Genomic DNA, 20,016 nt, shown 5'->3' with positions numbered 1-20,016 from the left:
TTTAAAAAATTAAGCGCCTTGCTCTTCCTTTTGTTCTGCAACTGCTTTAGTAGCAAGTGCAAGGTTACGGATTGGAGCTTGAAGAACGCTAAGAAGCATAGAAAGTAAGCCTTCACGTGATGGAAGAGTAGCGATTGCTTTAACCTCATCAAGTGTTACAAGTTTACCTTCGATTACGCCCGCTTTAATTTCTAAAGCTTCATGATTTTTAGCGAAGTCGTTTAATACTTTCGCAGGAGCAACTACATCCTCGTTACTGAACGCGATTGCGTTTGGTCCTGTTAAGAATTCGTTTAACTCAGCCATTTCAGCAGATTCTGCAGCACGACGAGTTAGAGAGTTTTTGTAAACTTTGAACTCAACGCCAGCTTCACGTAATTGCTTACGTAATTCTGTTGCTTCAGAAACTGTTAAACCACGGTAGTCAACAACGATCGTAGATTTACTAGCACGAAGTTTGTCCGCGATTTCAGTTACAACTTGTTGTTTAGTTTCGATTACTTTGCTCATGTTATTACACCTCCTGTAGATTATATAGAAGATGTACCGAAAGTGCACTAAAAACCTCCATGCCCAACTTGTAGACATGGAGGCATATAGTCACAGAAAAAAAATTCCGTTTCGTATATTAACACCTAGGTAGGAAATTAAGTCTATTGACACCTACTGTCTACGGTACACTATTTAAATTCACAACATAAATGATTATATTAAATCTTCTTTATGAAGTCAACTTCCAATTTTTACGCTAATGTAGAAACGTCTACACGTACGCCAGGTCCCATTGTAGAAGCAACTGTTACGTTCTTCATGTAAGTACCTTTTGCAGCAGATGGCTTAACTTTTAATAAAGTATCAGCGATTGTTTTGAAGTTTTCTACTAATTTAGCATCTTCGAAAGATACTTTACCGATTGGAACGTGGATGTTACCAGCTTTATCAACGCGGTATTCAACTTTACCAGCTTTGATTTCGTTAACAGCTTTAGTTACATCGAAAGTAACTGTTCCAGTTTTAGGGTTTGGCATTAAACCTTTAGGTCCTAATACGCGACCAAGTTTACCAACTTCACCCATCATGTCAGGAGTTGCTACTACTACATCGAAATCGAACCAACCTTGTTGGATTTTACCGATGTAATCAGTATCGCCTACGAAGTCAGCTCCAGCAGCTTCAGCTTCTTTAGCTTTTTCACCTTTAGCGAACACTAATACACGTTGTACTTTACCAGTACCGTGCGGAAGAACAACTGCACCACGGATTTGTTGGTCAGCTTTCTTAGGGTCAACACCTAAACGGAATGCAGCTTCTACAGTTGCATCAAATTTAGCTGTGTTTGTTTTCTTTACTAATTCTACTGCTTCTGTTGCAGAGTAAGCAGCTGCACGGTCAACAAGCTTTGCAGCTTCTACGTACTTTTTACCTCTTTTAGCCATTTTTATTTCCTCCTCGAATGTGGTTTTAGCGGAATAACCTCCCACGTTTACGCCTGTTTTCAGGTATAACCTGAGGATGAGCGCCATCCATTTATTTAAAAACGATAATCATTTACGATAATAAAGGTTGCGAATTGGAATTCCAGACCCGCAACCTTTTTTTAAAAACAAATCGAATTAGTCTTCGATAACGATGCCCATACTGCGTGCAGTACCTTCAACCATACGCATTGCAGCTTCTACGCTAGCAGCATTTAGGTCAGGCATTTTAGTTTCAGCGATTTCGCGTACTTTATCACGCTTAACAGTTGCCACTTTATTACGATTTGGTTCACCAGAACCAGACTCAATACCAGCTACTTTCTTAAGAAGAACAGCAGCAGGAGGAGTTTTAGTAATGAAAGTGAATGAACGGTCCTCAAATACCGTAATTTCAACAGGGATGATAAGACCAGCTTGATCTGCTGTACGAGCGTTAAACTCTTTACAGAAGCCCATGATGTTAACACCTGCTTGTCCTAATGCTGGACCAACTGGTGGAGCTGGGTTAGCTTTACCTGCAGGAATTTGAAGCTTTACCATTTTAATTACCTTTTTAGCCACGAGACACACCTCCTTAAGTCCGTGATGTGGTCAATTGGACAGTGATTTGCCCTCCCACGTCATATTTTATCTGTAAGGATAAAATCTTTCAAAAAACGCCTCCGATAATGAAGACGTACTGACTTAAAAGATATTATCACTTTTTACAATTCATTTCAAGTTTCATTTTATAATTTTTCAATTTGATGGAAGTCAAGTTCAACTGGAGTCTCGCGACCAAACATGTCCACAAGTACACTAACCTTTTTCTTCTCCACATCAATTTCTTCAATAGCACCTGTATAATCTGCGAATGGCCCCTCATTTACACGTACTGTCTCATGAAGTTCAAAGTCGAAATCAACCACTTCGTTGTCCATTCCCATATGTTTCATAATGGTAACAACTTCCTCTTCTAATAGAGGCGATGGCTTAGATCCAGAACCAGAAGAACCAACGAACCCAGTTACACCCGGCGTGTTACGTACAACATACCAAGAATCATCAGTCATGATTAATTCTACTAATACATAACCTGGGAACACTTTTCTTTTCATTAATTTTTCTTTTCCGTTTTTCATTTCTACTTCTACTTCTTCCGGGACAACAACACGGAAAATTTTATCTTGCATACCCATTGATTCTACACGCTTCTCTAGGTTTGCTTTTACTTTATTTTCATATCCAGAATAAGTATGGACAACATACCAACTTTTTTCCATTCATTTAGGACGAGCGTCCTTCCCTCCCTGACGTACATTTTTTTGCGCAAATGAAAAAACCCGTTCACCGGGCTTTTACACAGTTCTTATAAATAACATTATATCATGGATAAGTGCTTCTTATTCAAGAATTAACCAAGAATTAACCAAGAATTAACCGAATTAAAGAAGAAATGCCCATATCAACTACTGCGAAGAAAATCGCAAAGAACACAACTGTAGCAACAACAGTCGCTGTTGAGCGGAGTAATTCATCTTTTTTAGGCCAACTTACTTTTTTCATTTCGCGACCTACATCGCCGAAAAAGTTCGTTAAACGCATCTGCGGGACCTCCAGTGTATTATTTCAATTATTTATTTTGTTTCCTTGTGAACTGTATGCTGATTGCATGTTTTACAAAACTTTTTTATTTCAAGTCGCTCTATTGAGCTCGTATCTTTCATAGTAGAGTAGTTTCGATTTTTACACTCTTCACATGAGAGTACAACTTTTTTCCTCATTAGTTACACCAACCTTGTAACATTATGTCCCTAAAAATGTATCATACAATAAAAGACAATGTCAATGACATGCATTTTGTACGCTCTACAAAAGAAAACAGGTGATTTATTTTACACCTGTTGTACTTGTTATTTGTTATGAATTTAAAGTTGTACTTTCTCGCATTTCCATATATCGTTCCAATTTCCTCTTCACCCGCTGTAAAGCGTTATCAATAGATTTCACATGTCTGTTTAACTGTTCTGAAATCTCTTGATAAGAACGCCCATCTAGATATAAAGAAAGTACTTTTCTTTCTAAATCGCTTAATAATTCTGATATTTTTGATTCTATGTCTGTATATTCTTCTTGGCTAATAATCATCTCTTCAGGATCAGTTACCTTCGCTTCAGAAATAACATCCAATAATGTTCGATCAGATTCCTCATCGTAAATCGGCTTATCTAAAGACACATATGAATTTAAGGGAATATGTTTTTGTCTTGTTGCCGTTTTAATAGCGGTAATAATTTGTCGAGTGATACACAGTTCAGCAAATGCTTTGAATGAAGACAGCTTGTCCTCTTTATAATCACGAATTGCTTTAAACAACCCTATCATACCTTCTTGAACAATGTCTTCTCGATCGGCACCCACTAAAAAGTAAGATCTTGATTTCGCGCGAACAAAGTTCTTATACTTGTGAATTAAATATTCTAGAGCGTCAGTATTACCTTTTCGAACTAACTCAACGATTGCCTCATCCTCTAAATCACGAAATGTAACGTCGCCTACACTTACGAAGCCTGCTTCCACCTTGATCCCTCCGACCGCTATTTATTTAGCAATATTATACAGTAAAAAGACAAAGAGCGTCAATGCTTCAACGCTCTCCTCTTCTTAATTTTTCTAATTTTTCTGTAATATCTTTACTAAATATCTTTCGCATGGCGGGTTGCTGTTCTTTCGTGTCTTTTGTACGCCTTCTTACTTGTTGCTCCATTGCCTGTACTTCCAACTCTAATTCACGCGCAGATTTCCGAAGGGCACCTTGCGCAAATATAACCCATTGTTCCGTGTAATCAGAAGTCGCAACATATATTCGTGTATTTATATTTCTAAGCTCTATCGCAAGTTGCTCTATCTTTTCATCTGCAGTTTGATTCTTTCGTGTGAATATTACTTCCACACGAGATTGTTTCATCTTTTTTTCAATACCATGTACTGTATAGGCATCAAAGACTATCATCACTTTTGTGCCTGTATAACCTTGATAATCCGCCATCTTATCAATAAGTGCATCTCTTGATGATTGTAAATCTACATCCCGCAGTTTCTTCAAATCTCCCCAAGCTCCGATAATGTTGTAACCGTCAACGATTAAAATATCGTTCATCTTTTATTTACCAATTTCGTGACGTTTACGATATACCTCATACATTAACAAACTTGCGGCTACGGAAGCATTTAAGGATGTAACTTTACCAACCATCGGTAGAGTGATTAGGAAATCACACTTTTCACCAATAATACGGCTCATACCTTTTCCTTCACTACCAATTACTAACCCAATCGGCATTTTACCATCTAAATTACGATAATCCGTTTTTCCTTTGGCATCTGTACCAGCAATCCAAAGTCCACGTTCTTTTAATTCATCAATTGTACGGGATAAGTTCGTTACGCGTGCAACAGGAATGTATTCAATTGCTCCTGTTGATGCTTTCGCAACTGACGCTGTAAGCCCCACAGCCCTTCTCTTTGGAATAATAATCCCATGAGCTCCTGTCGCATCAGCAGTACGCATAATAGAACCTAAGTTATGCGGATCTTCAATCTCATCTAAAATTAAGAAGAATGGATCTTCATTACGTTTTTCTGCCACTTTGAATAAATCTTCTAACTCCGCATACTGATATGCAGCTACTTGAGCGATTACACCTTGATGATTACCCTCAACTAATTGATCTAACTTTTTCTTTGGTGCATGTTGTAAAATAACCTTATTTTCTTTCGCTAACGCTAGTACAATCTGCACTTGTCCTTTGGCAGCACCTTCTGCGATCCAAATTTTATTAATATCTCTCCCTGATCGTAACGCTTCAATTACAGGGTTACGTCCGATAATATATTCACTACTCATGATGATGTGCCCCCTTCCTTTTCTTCTAAAACTGCAATTGCCTTATATACAATTTCGTCTAATCTTTCACGGTTATTTAATAAATGATGATAACCAATTAGCGCTTCAAAGGCTGTACTATGTCGATATGTTTGTACATCCGTATTTTTCGGAACCGTACCTGAATTTGCATTACGTCCTCTTCTTAATACCGCCTCTTCTTCCTCTGTCAAAAACGACGTCTCTAATAAATGATAAACAACTTTCGCCTGTGCTTTTGCTGAAACAAAGCTCGTCCCTAAGCGATGTAATTGATTAGGGCGAACCTTTCCTTTTTGAAGGAGGTGATAGCGGATATATTGTTCATATACCGCATCACCCATATACGCTAACGCCAAGCTGTTTAATTGCTTTGCATCAATCATCCTTATCCTCTTTTCCATCTTGTACCTTGAGCGGTATCTTCTAAAATAATATTACGTCCTTTTAAATCGTCACGAATTTGATCAGACAATGCGAAATCGCGATTTTTACGAGCCTCAATGCGCTTTTGGATAAGTTCTTCAATTTCTTCATCCAGCAATTCTTCTTGCGTTAATTCTAATCCTAAAATATCAAATAACGTTTCCAATTGTTTTACGTATGCTTCGATCACAACTTTAGATGTATGCTCTTCAAGTAAATATTGATTTGCATGATTGGCTACATTGTATAATTCGGTAATTGCATTCGCAGTGTTAAAGTCATCATTCATTGCCTCTTCAAATGCAGTCTGGAATTTCTCTATTTCAACTAACCATTTCTCATTATGGTCTGTTAAATCCGTACTGCTTTCCATACGATGCTTTAAGTTTCCATAAGCTGTTTTAATTCTTTCCAGCCCATTATTCGTACTTTGTAATAACTCTTCACTAAAGTTAATCGGATGACGATAGTGTACTGATAACATAAAGAATCTAATTAACTGTGGGTCGTATTGCTTAATAATATCGTGAACTAAAATAAAGTTACCAAGCGATTTAGACATCTTCTCATTGTTAATATTAATATATCCATTATGCATCCAGTAACGTGCAAACGTTTTTCCAGTCAATGCTTCCGACTGCGCAATTTCATTTTCATGATGCGGGAACGCCAAGTCTTGACCACCAGCATGAATGTCAATTGTATCCCCTAAGTACTTACGTGCCATTGCTGAGCATTCAATATGCCACCCTGGACGCCCTTGCCCCCAAGGGCTTTCCCAGAAGATTTCTCCTTCTTTCGCAGCTTTCCATAAAGCAAAATCAAGAGGGTCTTGTTTCTTTTCCCCTACCTCAATACGAGCACCGTGACGTAAATCTGCGATTGGTTGATGTGATAATTTACCGTAACCTTCGAATTCCTTCGTTTTAAAGTACACATCACCCTCTGATTCGTATGCATACCCTTTATTCACAAGTTCTTGAATAAATTCAATAATGATATCCATATTTTCTGTTACACGAGGATGGACTGTTGCGTGTTTGCAACCTAGCGCTGTTACATCTTCAAAGTACGCTTCAACAAAACGATTAGCAATTGTCGGTACATCTTCACCTAATTCATTTGCCGCTTTAATTAATTTATCATCTACGTCCGTAAAGTTCGATACGTATTGCACATCGTACCCTTTATATTCTAGATAGCGACGTACTGTATCGAATACCATAGGAGGTCTTGCATTGCCAATATGAATGTAGTTATAGACTGTAGGTCCGCATACATACATCTTTACCTTATTTTCTTCTAATGGAACAAACTCTTCTTTTTGACGTGTTAACGTATTATAAATGTGAATAGTCATTTTTATCCTTCCTTTCTACCTTTACTTCCAGTTGTTTCTTCAATTTATCAAGTTCTACTTCCATAGCCTTTAATTTATCAAAAATTGGATCCGGAAGGTCAGAGTGATTTAATTCTTGACCAATCTTTACTCCATTTTGAATAACGACTCGGCCAGGTATACCTACAACTGTAGAATGTGCAGGAACTTCTTTTAATACGACAGACCCTGCCCCGATTTTAGAATTCTCTCCCACAGTAATAGAACCAAGGACTTTAGCACCCGTCGCAATTAATACATTATCCTGAATTGTTGGATGCCTCTTGCCTTTTTCTTTTCCTGTACCACCTAATGTAACCCCTTGATAAATTGTTACATTATCACCAATTTCACAAGTTTCTCCAATTACAACTCCCATTCCATGGTCTATGAAAAAGCGTCGACCAATAGTTGCTCCTGGATGAATCTCAATGCCAGTAAAAAAACGACTAACTTGTGAAACAAAACGTGCAAGAAAGAAAAAATCCCTTTTATAAAAAGCATGTGCAATTCGATGAGCCCAAACTGCATGTAATCCAGAGTAAGTTAAAATGACTTCGAAATAACCTCTTGCCGCTGGATCCTGTTCAAAAACGACTTCAATATCTTCCCGAAGCCTCTTAAACATCGATGTTCCCTCCCCTTTATGGGCTGCTTTTTCGAGTGAACTAACTCCCTACTTATCTCCCTAAATCTTTATACACGTAGATAAAATTTATACTCATACCCAGTTTTACGGTATAAAAAAAGACGCCTCTGTCATATTGACAGAGACGCCTTTTAAGCGCGGTTCCACTCTGTTTAGGCTAAAAAAGCCTCAAACTCATCTCTGATAACGGTGTACACCGCTTCTGCTTACTTTAACGCCTTAAGATGTTTCACAAAACATTTTGCTGTTCAGCAGAAGACTCGAAGGGGCATTTCAAAAACCCGCTTATAAACCACTTCCAGCCTAAAGGTGGTTCTCTCTGTAAAAAGCCTGATTTTCTACTTCTCCTTCTCGTCGCTTTTCCTTATTAGGTTTTAAGTATACTTATTATATTTCTAAACCTAGAAAATGTTAACCAATTACTTTATGAAGACGATTTAAAACTTTTTCTTTTCCAAGAAGTGCAATAGCATTAGGAAGCTCTGGGCCATGTGTTTGACCAGTAGTTGCAACACGGATTGGCATAAATAAGTTTTTACCTTTATGACCTGTTTCCTTTTGAACTGCTTTAATAGCCGCCTTAATTGCTGCTGGTTCCATCGCCTCTAGTGCTTCTACTTGACCAGCAAATGCACGAAGTACTTCTGGTACTTGTTCACCTTTTAATACTTCTTGTCCTTCTTCTTCATGATCAACATGATCTTTGAAGAACATTTCAGAAAGCTCTACAATTTCAGCTCCAAAACTCATTTGTTCATGATATAACGCAATTACATCACGAATCCAAGCTTGCTCTTGTTCACTTAAAGTTTCACCTATACGTCCAGCTTTCACTAGATGCGGTAAGCTTAATTCTACCACCGTATCTAAATCTTGCTTTTTCATATATTGGTTGTTCATCCATTTTAATTTTTGAGAATCAAATAATGCAGGTGATTTTGATAAACGAGCTGCATCGAACATTTTGATAAACTCTTCTTGAGAGAAGATTTCTTCTTCTCCTACCGGCGACCAACCTAGTAGTGCAATAAAGTTAAAGATTGCTTCTGGAAGATATCCAAGCTCTTTATATTGCTCAATAAATTGAATAATAGATTCATCACGCTTACTTAATTTTTTACGGCTTTCATTTACAATTAAAGTCATATGGCCAAATTGCGGGATATCCCAACCGAAAGCTTCATAAATCATCATTTGTTTTGGCGTATTTGAAATATGGTCATCACCACGAAGTACATGTGTAATTTCCATTAAGTGATCATCTACTGCTACCGCAAAGTTATAAGTTGGAATTCCATCTTTTTTCACGATAACGAAATCACCGAAATCATTTGAATGGAATGCTACTTCATCTTTTACGATATCTTTAAATGTGTAATCACGATCAGCTGGTACACGGAAACGAATACTTGGAATACGTCCCTCAGCTTCAAATTCTTTCATTTGTTCTTCAGTTAAATCACGGTGGTTACCTGCATAACGAGGTGTTTCACCACGAGAAATTTGTCCTTCACGCTCTGCTTCTAGCTCTTCTTCTGTCATATAACATTTGTAAGCTAAACCACGCTCTAATAAATCTAGATATAATTTTTTATAAATATCTAAACGCTCTGTTTGACGATATGGTCCAAATTCACCGCCAACATCAACACCTTCATCCCAGTCCATACCGAGCCATTTCAAGTATTTTAATTGGCTTTCTTCTCCACCAGCCACGTTACGTTTTACATCAGTATCTTCAATACGAATAATAAACTTGCCATCTAAATGACGAGCAAATAAATAATTAAATAATGCCGTACGCGCATTTCCGATATGTAAGTGTCCTGTTGGACTTGGCGCATAGCGCACTCTCACTTGCTTTTCCATAATTGGTACACCTTCCATTCTTAATGTCTACACATTCTATAATTGTACAACAAAAAAATGTGATTATCCATCTTACGAATTAAAAACCATTATTTTTTCTGTAATAATACCACTGCTTGAGAAGCAATTCCTTCTTCTCTACCTGTAAATCCTAATTTCTCTGTTGTTGTTGCCTTTACATTAATGTTATCTATAGACGTTTCTAACAGTTCACTAATACGTTTACGCATACTTTCAATATGCGGTGCCATTTTTGGCTTTTGAGCAATAATTGTACAATCTAAGTTCCCTAACTCGTAACCTTGTTCACGCACAAATTCCCAAACTTTTTGTAACAATACAGCTGAATCTGCATCTTTAAAAGCTGGGTCTGTATCAGGAAAATGCTTTCCAATATCTCCTGCTGCAATGGCACCTAAACATGCATCAGCAATCGTATGTAACAATACATCTGCATCTGAATGACCGATTAATCCTTTCTCGTGTGGAATTGTAATTCCGCCAATAATTAACGGTCTACCTTCCGCAAATTCATGCACATCAAAACCTTGTCCAATTCGAAACATTCTTTACATCCTCCTTGAGCTAAACCACTGAGCTTTATGACTCTATATTATATTGATATCCCTACAAAGAAAAGCCCGGCCATTGCCGAGCTTTCCTTTGTTATACACCATCACGGCTATTTTTTCTGAACATGAAGGAAACTTTCAGCAATTAGTAAATCCTCTGGAGTCGTCACTTTAATATTATAGTAACTCCCCTCTACTACACCTACTTGCTTACCAATACGTTCCACGAGACTTGCATCATCTGTACCAAGAAAACAACTCTGTTTTGCACTTCTATGAGCTTCTAACAAAAGAGAAACAGAGAACCCTTGCGGTGTTTGTACAGCCTTAAGCTGAGATCGTTCTACCGTTTCGACAACAACACCTTGCTCTACTTTCTTAACTGTATCCTTTACTGGCACTGCACAAATGGAAGCTCCATATTTTTCTGCTGCTGTTAATACGTCTTGAATCACTTTATTCGTTACGAATGGGCGCGCTCCGTCATGTACAAGAACGTATTCAACATCACTCGCATGCTGAATCGCGTTATATACACTATCTTGTCTTTCGGCTCCACCCTGAATAAATTGTACCTGTTTTTCAATCGGATACTTCTGCATTAATTCCTCAAAATACGGGCGTTCCTCTTCGTTAATTGCCATAACAATACTTTTGCACTCTTTATCTCTTTCAAAAGCACGTAATGTATGAACGATAATCGGTACTTCGTTTATAAGTAAGAACAACTTATTTTTGCCAGCACCCATCCGCTTTCCTTGGCCGGCTGCCGGAATAATTAATGTATACATATTAATAATCCTCTACCTATAATGCTTTTTCTAATAATTTACGTTTTGCGAAAATCATACGACCAGCCGATGTTTGTAATACGCTAGTAACCAGTACATTAAGTTGCGAACCTACATACTCTCTACCATCTTCTACTACAATCATCGTACCATCATCTAAGTACGCAACACCTTGGTTTTGCTCTTTACCATCTTTCACAACATAAACATTTAATTCTTCGCCAGGGAGTACAACTGGTTTAATTGCATTAGCTAAATCATTAATGTTTAACACCGTTACTCCTTGTAATTCAGAAACTTTATTTAAGTTGAAATCATTCGTTACTACAGTTCCACCGGTGATTTTTGCTAACTTTACAAGTTTGCTATCCACCTCTTGGATATCCTCGAAATCGCCTTCATAAATTTCTACCGGAATCGGCATCTCTTTTTGAATACGATTTAAAATGTCTAGTCCTCTGCGACCACGATTACGCTTTAAAGCATCGGAAGAATCGGCAATATGCTGAAGCTCTTCTAATACGAATTGTGGAATCACAATTGTTCCTTCCAAAAACTTCGTTTGGCAAATATCAGCAATACGTCCATCGATAATTACACTCGTATCGAGAATTTTCCAATGAGTCGTAGATTTTTCTGCTTCTACCTCTTCGTTCTCGCTATTATTTTTCTTCTTACCTCCGCGTTGGGGTAATGTAAATAATCCTAGCAATTCATTCCTCTTTTTAAATCCTACTTGGAATCCTAAATATCCAAGTAAAAGAGTGAAGAACACTTGCAACACCGTACTAATAACCGGAATTGTAAATTCACGAATCGGTATTAAAATTAAATATGCAACAATAAGACCAGAGATCAATCCTAATGTACCAAATAAAACATCTGCTACAGGCGCCTTTACAAGAGCCTCTTCAATATGCTTAATAAGTTGAACAATATAATCTACAAGCCAAAATGTTGTTAAAAATAAAATAATTGCACCAATAATCGCACGAACATACGATCCTTCCAATAAAGGAACAGCACCGATGTCTAATACATTAATAACTTTTGGGATTAAGTAAATCCCTAACGCTCCCCCGATTACTAGAAAGAAGAGCTGTACGATCCGTTTTAACATCCAACCACCTCCTACTCATTATTAACCATTGTTTCGCTAATCAAAACGCCGAATGCAAAAGCGGACGTGTTTTTTTTTATAAATAGTTTTATTTACCAATATATCATATCATATACCAAAAATGTTCTAGTGTCGTTATATTATGGAATCAATGTAATATTCTTAATTGTGTCTACTCATATAGAGATGCTCTTGAATTCTTTTTAGGCCTTCTCGTATTTTCTTCGCCCTTACTTCCCCAATTCCTTCCACATCATCCAATTCATGAATCGTCGCGCGACAAACTCCTTGCAACGTTTTGAATCGATTAATTAAATTTTCAATGATAAGTGGCGGAACACGAGAGATTTTGCTTGTAATTCGATATCCCCTTGGCGTCACACTTTCTTCTAAACTAGTTTGCCCTGGATAGCCAAGTAATTTAACTAAATCACTATCCTCTAAAAGTTGTGTATTTGCAAGGTCCTGTAACTTTTTCAAAATTTGATGATGGTCTTGTGTTTTCTCCTGGTGATAATCTTTAATTAACAATGCTGCCTCTGCTTCTAAATCAGCTAGCAATTCTGTAAGCTGTAAACGAATTAACCTACCTTCTGTTCCGAGCTCATGAATATAGCTCAATATTTCATTTTTAATACGCAGTACCATTTCAACACTATGTAAAACGTGAACTACCTCAGACATTGTAACGACCTCTTCAAATTCTAGAATGCCCAAATTCGTAATACCATCATTCCATACAGCCTTATATTTTTCTAACGTTTGAATAGCTTGATTTGCTTTTGTTAAAATAACCCCTATATCTTTTAGTGTATAACGTAAGTTCCCTTGATATAGCGTAATTACGTTACGTCTTTGTGAAATGGCCACAACAAGGCTGCCCGTCTGCTTCGCTACACGTTCTGCTGTTCGGTGACGCATACCTGTTTCAATAGAATCAATAGATGCCTCTGGAACTAACTGTGCATTCGCTATTAAAATTTTACTTCCCGTTTCATTTAAAATAAGTGCCCCGTCCATTTTTGCTAATTCATATAAACTAGCAGGAGAGAATGCACAATTAATGTGAAAACCACCATCCACAATACTTTTAATCTGCTCATTATATCCAAGAACAATTAGCCCCCCTGTTTGTGCGCGAAGTACATTATCTATCCCTTCACGCAGTGGTGTTCCTGGGGCCACGAGCTGTAAAATATTAATCATACTTTTGACACGTTGCTTATTTTCTTCCATAGCCTAGCCTCCTAATGTCAAACGAAGCGCTTCTCCTAAATTAGAAACACCTACAACCTCAATCCCATCCGGAATTGTCCATCCTCCTAAGTTTTTTCTAGGAATAATAACACGTTGAAATCCTAATTTAGCCGCTTCTTGTACACGTTGTTCGATTCTTGATACTCTTCTTATTTCTCCAGTTAATCCTACTTCTCCTATTACTGCATCAGTTGGTGCCGTAGATTTATCCCTAAAACTTGAGGCTATACTTAAAGCCACTGCTAAATCAATTGCCGGTTCGTCTAATTTCAAACCACCAGCTACTTTTAAATATGCATCTTGATTTTGCAATAGTAAACCTGTTCTTTTTTCTAATACTGCCATAATAAGCGAAACACGGTTATGATCAATTCCCGTCGCCATTCTTCGAGGATTTCCAAAACTAGTAGGGGAGATTAATGCTTGTATTTCTACTAAAACCGGTCTTGTTCCTTCCATTGAAGCAACTACTGTTGATCCTGCAACACCAACCGGCCTTTCCTCAAGGAAGATTTCAGAAGGATTTAAAACTTCCGCAAGACCAAGCTCTTTCATTTCAAAGATACCCATTTCATTCGTGGAACCAAAACGGTTCTTCACAGCCCGTAAAATACGATACGTATGGTGTCGATCTCCTTCAAAGTAAAGAACTGCATCGACCATATGTTCTAACATACGAGGTCCTGCAATTGCTCCTTCTTTTGTCACATGCCCGACAATGAAAATAGGGATTCCTTTTGTTTTTGCAAGTTTCATTAATTCCGCTGTACATTCACGTACTTGTGCCACACTTCCTGGTGCTGACGTCACTTCAGGTAAATGTATCGTTTGAATAGAATCAATAACAACAAAAGCTGGATTCATCTCTTCAATATGTGCTGCAATACGCTGCAGGTCTGTCTCTGCTACAACAAATAGATTGCTACCCTTTACATGCAAACGATCTGCACGAAGTTTAATCTGCTTTGCCGACTCCTCACCCGATATGTATAATACATCATATGAAGAATCTGCTAATTGTGATGAAATCTGTAATAGTAATGTTGATTTTCCAATCCCAGGGTCTCCACCAATAAGCACTAAGGACCCATCTACAATTCCACCACCAAGCACACGATTAAACTCTTGAAATTCCGTTTCAATACGTGCCTCAGACTTTGTTTCTACTTCGGTAAGACGTCTTGGTTTTGTTACTTCCGTTTGAATTGCATTCGCGTAATTAAGGCGCCTAGATGATACAACTGGCTCCATTTCTTCAACAAGTGTATTCCATTGACCACATCCAGGACATTTACCCATATATTTTGGTGACTGATAACCACATTCTTGACATATAAATTTCGTTTTCTTTTTAGCCATACCTTTTTATAGTTCACTTCACTTTCGTCTATAAACGTTTATCCTTCTCGTACAAGAAAGAGGGCTATCGCGTAGCCCTCTTTGTTTGTCTATACTTATTTTACCTTTTCCGCACTATGAATGACAAATGATTCTCCTTCTACATCAAAGATAACTTTTTGTCCTTTCTCAATAGCACCTTTTAAAAGTTCTTCTGATAGTCTATCTTCTACATGTTTCTGAATTGCTCTGCGAAGTGGACGAGCGCCATACTCACGATCAAATCCTTTATCTGCAATAGCTGAAATTGCCCCTTCCGTTAAGTGCAATTCGATTTCTTGTTCTTTTAAGCGATTTACTAACTGATTTACCATAAGAGTTACAATCTCTTGAATATGTTTTTTCTCAAGCATATGGAATACGATAATTTCATCAATACGGTTTAAGAATTCTGGACGAAATGCCTTTTTCAACTCATCCATTACTTTACCTTTCATATCCGAATAATCACGGCTTTCATCTTGGACATTAAATCCAAGATGTTTGTTACGTTTTAACGCCTCGGCACCAACGTTAGACGTCATAATAACAATTGTATTACGGAAATCAACTGTACGTCCTTTAGAATCTGTTAAACGACCATCTTCTAATACTTGTAGTAGAATATTAAATACATCCGGATGAGCTTTCTCTACCTCATCTAATAATACAACTGAATATGGCTTGCGACGAACTTTCTCTGTTAATTGTCCACCTTCTTCATATCCAACATATCCTGGAGGAGAACCAACTAAACGGGAAGTAGAATGCTTCTCCATATACTCTGACATATCGATGCGAATCATTGCATCTTCATCACCGAACATAGATTCTGCTAGTGCTCTTGCAAGTTCTGTTTTACCTACACCTGTTGGTCCTAAGAAAATAAATGAACCAATCGGGCGCTTCGGATCTTTTAATCCTGCTCTTGCACGACGAACAGCTTTTGCTACTGCTACTACTGCTTCATCTTGACCAATCAAACGATCATGAAGAATGGATTCTAAATTTAATAATTTATCAGTCTCTGTTTGTGCAAGTTTAGAAACTGGGATACGCGTCCATGTAGAAACGACATTTGCAATATCTTCTACCGTAACCTCTGAATTTTCTTTTCCTTGTTGCTCTTTCCATTGACGTTTTGTATCTTCTAACTTCTCACGTAAGCGTTGCTCCATATCACGTAAGGATGCAGCCTTTTCAAATTCTTGACTTTGTACAGCTGCATCTTTTTCTTTTCGAATCTCCTCAAGCTTCACTTCAAGCTCTTTTAAGTTTGGTGGTGTTGTATAAGAACGTAAGCGAACTTTTGAAGCAGCTTCATCAATTAAATCAATTGCTTTATCCGGTAAAAAGCGATCTGTAATATAACGATCTGAAAGTTTTACAGCTGCATCAATAGCGTCATCTGTAATAGATACACGGTGATGCGCCTCATAACGATCACGTAAACCTTTCAAGATTTGAATCGATTCTTCTAAACTTGGCTCATCAACATGAATTGGTTGAAAACGTCTTTCTAAAGCCGCGTCTTTTTCAATATATTTACGATACTCATCTAAAGTTGTTGCCCCAATACATTGTAGCTCTCCTCGTGCTAAAGATGGTTTTAAAATATTCGATGCATCGATTGCACCTTCTGCTCCACCTGCACCAATTAATGTATGAAGCTCATCAATAAATAGAATAATATTGCCTGCTTGGCGAATTTCATCCATCACTTTCTTTAAACGATCTTCAAATTCACCGCGATATTTTGTTCCAGCTACCACTGTACCCATATCTAGTGTCATAACACGCTTATCTCTTAAAGTTTCAGGAACTTCATTATTTACAATTTGCTGTGCTAATCCTTCTGCAATTGCCGTTTTACCTACACCAGGCTCACCAATTAATACTGGGTTATTTTTCGTTCTACGGCTTAATACCTCAATTACACGTTGAATTTCTTTACCGCGTCCAATAACAGGGTCTAAGCGATTTTCACGTGCAACAACTGTTAAGTCCCTTGCTAAACTGTCCAGTGTCGGTGTATTTGCATTTGTTGCTGAACCACCTTGATGACCTGAACTAGCTTCATTACTTCCAAGAAGTTGTAACACTTGTTGTCTTGCTTTATTTAGACTTACACCTAAATTATTTAAAACACGTGCGGCTACACCTTCACCTTCACGGATTAAACCGAGTAAAATGTGTTCTGTTCCAACGTAAGAATGGCCTAGCTTACGCGCTTCATCCATAGATAATTCAATAACCTTTTTAGCACGAGGTGTATAATGTACAGTTTGAGAAGCTTCTGTTCCTCGCCCAATTAACGCTTCTACTTCTTTTTGAACTTTCTCTGGACTTAATCCAAGAGCAATTAATGCTTTTGCTGCAATTCCTTCACCTTCGCGTACAAGCCCAAGTAAAATATGTTCTGTTCCAATATTATTATGCCCAATACGAATTGCTTCCTCTTGAGATAAAGCTAACACTTTCTGTGCTCTTTCTGTAAATCTTCCAAACATCATAGAAATCGCCTCCTACTTGCGCTTAGTTTTTTTCAATACGTAATCGCTCACGGATTAAGGTTGCTCTTCGATAATCTCTTTCTTCTGGCCCTAAAGGTCCACCTGCGTATTGTTGTAAAATACCTGGTTGCGTAAGAACCATTAGCTCAGTCAAAATATTTCTCGATATACCTTTTATATATCCTAGATCAATACCAAGTCGTACATCTGATAAGCAATTGGCTGCTTCTGCAGATTGAATTAAACGACTGTTTGCTAGTATGCCGTAAGAACGATAAACCTTATCTTCAAGTTCAATACTTGAATTTTGTACAATTAATTCTCTAGCCATTTTTTCTTGCTGTATAATTTGTTGAATGACACTCTTTAAATCTGCAATAATATCTTCTTCAGACTTTCCTAGCGTCATTTGATTTGAAACTTGAAATATATTACCTAACGCTTCGCTACCTTCACCGTATATTCCTCTTACTACTAACCCTAATTTTTGAATTACTTGTATAATACGGCTAATTCTTTTTGTTAAAACCAGTCCCGGTAAATGTATCATCACAGAAGCTCTTAACCCTGTGCCAACATTAGTAGGACAACTCGTAATATATCCAAGTGATTCATCAAAAGCGTATTCAACTTCTTTCTCAATCCAATTATCTATTTGATTGGCACTTTGAAGTGCCTCTGATAACTGTAATCCTGAAAATAGGCACTGAATCCGAATATGGTCTTCTTCATTAAGCATAACACTAATATGTTCACTTTCTGATAGTAGACATGCTCCATATTCTGTCCCTGCAAGATTTGGACTAATTAAATGCTTTTCGACTAAAACTCTCCTTTGAAGAGGGGTTAATTCATTCATCTTTAATAGTCCAAACTCCCCAAAAGACCCTACTGCTTTATTTATGAATTTCTTTTTGAATAATTCATGAATCTGTTTAGCTTCTTCTTCGTTTTGCATAGTGGAAAATTGATATTGTTTAAAGTTACGAGCCAAACGAATTCGACTACTTAAAACAATATCAGAATCAGGGCCATCCCCCTTCATCCATGGACTAATTGCTTCGTTCATAATTTTGTCCAGTGACATAGAACTATTCCCCCTCTCTATGCTCACTAAGCTGTATTTCAAGACCTCGGATCTTATCTCTTACTTCTGCAGCTTTCTCAAATTCCTCTTTCTGTACGTATTGTTTCAGAATAAGTTTTAGTTCATCTAATTCTTTCTTTAAGTGGATATTTCCTTCTATACGTTCCGGAATTTTCCCACAATGTTCTGTATGCCCACCGTGAAGGCGTTTTAATAATGGCTTTAAATGCTCCTTAAATGTATCGTAACAAGAATAACAGCCAAAACGTCCGACTTTTGTAAATTGTTCATATGTCATCTTACAATCTGGACATCTTACTATATCTGCATTTGAAAATCCATTTTTTCCTTCTTCAAACATTGTTGATTCACCGTGTAATAAACCAGCAAATAAATCATGAAATGAAAAGTTAGACTGCGATGATGGAAAGAAAGACGTATAGCCACTTTGCTCTGCACATTGCTCACAAAGATGAACTTCCGCCTTCTTCTCGTTAATTACTTTTGTATAATGTAAAGTTGCTGGTCTTATATTACAGTTTTGACAAGTCATCACTATCCCCACCTTTACAACAGGAACGCTCTATCTCATGGTACTTTTCATACATTACTAGATTGTTCGCTTTCCTGAATCCGTTTAAATAAAAGTGCATGTTCTTTTTCAAAACTTCTACAATATTTAACTGCTTTATCTTAGTTATCAATCTTTTACAAAAGTTATATTTATTTATATTTCAGTGTTCTTAACATTGCGCATAATATTCGAGCCCTAAGTTCATCTCGAGAAGGAACATCCATTGATAATACAGAACGATCTATTACGCTTAACATCAGTTTCGCTTCACGATTTGTTATAATTCCCTCTTCTATTAAACGTATAATCATACTTTCTGCATTCCCTTGCGCAACGCTATGATCAATCATATGAAGCATTTGATCAATAATATCTATATCGTCATGCAGTTTGACTTTTATAATGCGAATGTAACCTCCTCCACCACGTTTACTTTCTACTACAAATCCTCTTTCTAACGTAAAACGGGTATTGATTACATAATTGATTTGAGATGGTACGCACTCGAATCGATCCGCAATCTCATTTCTCTTGATTTCAATCACATTATTATTACTTAAGTCAATAACTTGCTTTAGATATTGCTCAATGATATCAGATATATTTCTCATTTATCCGCCACCTTTATTGACTTTGACTATCTTTGACTTTAATTATATACGTATTAATAAAATTTGCAACTCTTTTGCTTATTCACTATCCTAGCCACATTCCCCTGTATTTAAACAAAATATGAATACTTTAAACACATTTTTTATTACTATGGATTATAAAATAAAACACGAAAAAACACGAGTCATTTGACTCGTGTTTTAGTTGCTTGGCGACGTCCTACTCTCACAGGGACAAGGTCCCAACTACCATCGGCGCTAGAGAGCTTAACTTCCGTGTTCGGTATGGGAACGGGTGTGACCTCTCTGCCATCATCACCAAACTATTGAAGGTATATTCCTTCAAAACTAGATAACATTGCTACATATTATATGGTTAAGTCCTCGATCTATTAGTATTCGTCAGCTCC

Annotated in this window: 22 protein-coding genes, 1 rRNA gene and 2 other annotated features; all 23 genes read right to left on the bottom strand. The window is 37.3% G+C overall.

What is annotated here, in order from left to right; translation table 11 throughout:
• Positions 1 to 9: 9 nt before the first annotated feature.
• Positions 10 to 510: a 50S ribosomal protein L10 gene (gene rplJ, locus DOS87_RS00610; RefSeq protein WP_000048717.1), complete on the bottom strand. Its 501-nt coding sequence runs from the start codon at positions 508 to 510 to the stop codon at positions 10 to 12.
• A 39-nt stretch (positions 511 to 549) separates the two neighbouring features.
• Positions 550 to 694 (bottom strand) — a sequence feature (ribosomal protein L10 leader region).
• Between the two features lie 49 nt (positions 695 to 743).
• Complete coding sequence (rplA, locus tag DOS87_RS00605) at positions 744 to 1,436, bottom strand: 50S ribosomal protein L1 (RefSeq protein ID WP_002084079.1); 693 nt, start codon at positions 1,434 to 1,436, stop codon at positions 744 to 746.
• A gap of 177 nt (positions 1,437 to 1,613) precedes the next feature.
• Entirely contained in the window at positions 1,614 to 2,039 is a 426-nt protein-coding gene (rplK, locus tag DOS87_RS00600) for a 50S ribosomal protein L11 (protein WP_001085872.1), read from the bottom strand.
• A 167-nt stretch (positions 2,040 to 2,206) separates the two neighbouring features.
• Positions 2,207 to 2,740: a transcription termination/antitermination protein NusG gene (gene nusG, locus DOS87_RS00595; RefSeq protein WP_000415794.1), complete on the bottom strand. Its 534-nt coding sequence runs from the start codon at positions 2,738 to 2,740 to the stop codon at positions 2,207 to 2,209.
• 142 nt (positions 2,741 to 2,882) lie between these two features.
• Entirely contained in the window at positions 2,883 to 3,062 is a 180-nt protein-coding gene (secE, locus tag DOS87_RS00590) for a preprotein translocase subunit SecE (protein ID WP_001241323.1), read from the bottom strand.
• A 32-nt stretch (positions 3,063 to 3,094) separates the two neighbouring features.
• Complete coding sequence (gene rpmG / locus DOS87_RS00585) at positions 3,095 to 3,241, bottom strand: 50S ribosomal protein L33 (protein ID WP_014481927.1); 147 nt, start codon at positions 3,239 to 3,241, stop codon at positions 3,095 to 3,097.
• 136 nt (positions 3,242 to 3,377) lie between these two features.
• On the bottom strand, positions 3,378 to 4,037 hold the full coding sequence (locus DOS87_RS00580) for an RNA polymerase factor sigma-70 (protein WP_000387198.1): 660 nt from the start codon (positions 4,035 to 4,037) through the stop codon (positions 3,378 to 3,380).
• Between the two features lie 67 nt (positions 4,038 to 4,104).
• Entirely contained in the window at positions 4,105 to 4,617 is a 513-nt protein-coding gene (locus DOS87_RS00575; RefSeq protein WP_000997887.1) for an NYN domain-containing protein, read from the bottom strand.
• Positions 4,618 to 4,620: 3 nt separating this feature from the next.
• Positions 4,621 to 5,364 (bottom strand): 23S rRNA (guanosine(2251)-2'-O)-methyltransferase RlmB, encoded by a 744-nt coding sequence (gene rlmB / locus DOS87_RS00570; protein ID WP_000093762.1) that lies wholly within the window; start codon positions 5,362 to 5,364, stop codon positions 4,621 to 4,623.
• Entirely contained in the window at positions 5,361 to 5,768 is a 408-nt protein-coding gene (locus tag DOS87_RS00565) for a Mini-ribonuclease 3 (protein WP_000564265.1), read from the bottom strand. Before DOS87_RS00565 ends, rlmB begins: the two co-directional genes overlap by 4 nt.
• Positions 5,769 to 5,770: 2 nt before the next feature.
• Positions 5,771 to 7,168: a cysteine--tRNA ligase gene (cysS, locus tag DOS87_RS00560; protein WP_000152284.1), complete on the bottom strand. Its 1,398-nt coding sequence runs from the start codon at positions 7,166 to 7,168 to the stop codon at positions 5,771 to 5,773.
• On the bottom strand, positions 7,149 to 7,814 hold the full coding sequence (gene cysE, locus DOS87_RS00555; RefSeq protein ID WP_000476495.1) for a serine O-acetyltransferase: 666 nt from the start codon (positions 7,812 to 7,814) through the stop codon (positions 7,149 to 7,151). Before cysE ends, cysS begins: the two co-directional genes overlap by 20 nt.
• Before the next feature lie 138 nt (positions 7,815 to 7,952).
• Positions 7,953 to 8,199, bottom strand: a binding site (T-box leader).
• A gap of 47 nt (positions 8,200 to 8,246) precedes the next feature.
• Positions 8,247 to 9,704, bottom strand: coding sequence for a glutamate--tRNA ligase (gene gltX, locus DOS87_RS00550; protein WP_098578029.1), 1,458 nt, complete (start codon positions 9,702 to 9,704; stop codon positions 8,247 to 8,249).
• An 89-nt stretch (positions 9,705 to 9,793) separates the two neighbouring features.
• Complete coding sequence (ispF, locus tag DOS87_RS00545) at positions 9,794 to 10,270, bottom strand: 2-C-methyl-D-erythritol 2,4-cyclodiphosphate synthase (RefSeq protein WP_000488386.1); 477 nt, start codon at positions 10,268 to 10,270, stop codon at positions 9,794 to 9,796.
• A gap of 116 nt (positions 10,271 to 10,386) precedes the next feature.
• Positions 10,387 to 11,067: a 2-C-methyl-D-erythritol 4-phosphate cytidylyltransferase gene (gene ispD / locus DOS87_RS00540; RefSeq protein WP_000288312.1), complete on the bottom strand. Its 681-nt coding sequence runs from the start codon at positions 11,065 to 11,067 to the stop codon at positions 10,387 to 10,389.
• A gap of 16 nt (positions 11,068 to 11,083) precedes the next feature.
• Positions 11,084 to 12,187 (bottom strand): PIN/TRAM domain-containing protein, encoded by a 1,104-nt coding sequence (locus DOS87_RS00535; protein WP_000919681.1) that lies wholly within the window; start codon positions 12,185 to 12,187, stop codon positions 11,084 to 11,086.
• Between the two features lie 162 nt (positions 12,188 to 12,349).
• Positions 12,350 to 13,423 (bottom strand): DNA integrity scanning diadenylate cyclase DisA, encoded by a 1,074-nt coding sequence (gene disA / locus DOS87_RS00530; protein WP_000392164.1) that lies wholly within the window; start codon positions 13,421 to 13,423, stop codon positions 12,350 to 12,352.
• Between the two features lie 3 nt (positions 13,424 to 13,426).
• Entirely contained in the window at positions 13,427 to 14,803 is a 1,377-nt protein-coding gene (radA, locus tag DOS87_RS00525) for a DNA repair protein RadA (RefSeq protein ID WP_001085199.1), read from the bottom strand.
• Between the two features lie 95 nt (positions 14,804 to 14,898).
• Positions 14,899 to 17,334 carry an ATP-dependent protease ATP-binding subunit ClpC gene (gene clpC, locus DOS87_RS00520; protein ID WP_000971173.1) on the bottom strand — a complete coding sequence of 812 codons (2,436 nt, stop codon included), beginning with the start codon at positions 17,332 to 17,334 and terminating at the stop codon, positions 14,899 to 14,901.
• Positions 17,335 to 17,356: 22 nt separating this feature from the next.
• Complete coding sequence (locus tag DOS87_RS00515) at positions 17,357 to 18,421, bottom strand: protein-arginine kinase McsB (protein ID WP_000050837.1); 1,065 nt, start codon at positions 18,419 to 18,421, stop codon at positions 17,357 to 17,359.
• A 4-nt stretch (positions 18,422 to 18,425) separates the two neighbouring features.
• Positions 18,426 to 18,974, bottom strand: coding sequence for a protein-arginine kinase activator protein McsA (locus DOS87_RS00510; RefSeq protein ID WP_000128376.1), 549 nt, complete (start codon positions 18,972 to 18,974; stop codon positions 18,426 to 18,428).
• Between the two features lie 170 nt (positions 18,975 to 19,144).
• The gene (ctsR, locus tag DOS87_RS00505; RefSeq protein WP_001244560.1) at positions 19,145 to 19,606 is read right to left on the bottom strand and encodes a transcriptional regulator CtsR; all 462 of its coding nucleotides are present in this window, start codon (positions 19,604 to 19,606) and stop codon (positions 19,145 to 19,147) included.
• Between the two features lie 207 nt (positions 19,607 to 19,813).
• Positions 19,814 to 19,929 (bottom strand): 5S ribosomal RNA (gene rrf, locus DOS87_RS00500).
• Positions 19,930 to 20,016: the final 87 nt, after the last annotated feature.

The sequence above is a fragment of the Bacillus sp. CR71 genome (genome assembly GCF_003429245.1).
GTDB classification, from domain to species: Bacteria; Bacillota; Bacilli; order Bacillales; family Bacillaceae_G; genus Bacillus_A; species Bacillus_A thuringiensis_S.
The sequence above is the reverse complement of the archived record's forward strand: the minus strand, read 5'-3'. Positions and strand labels throughout refer to the sequence as shown.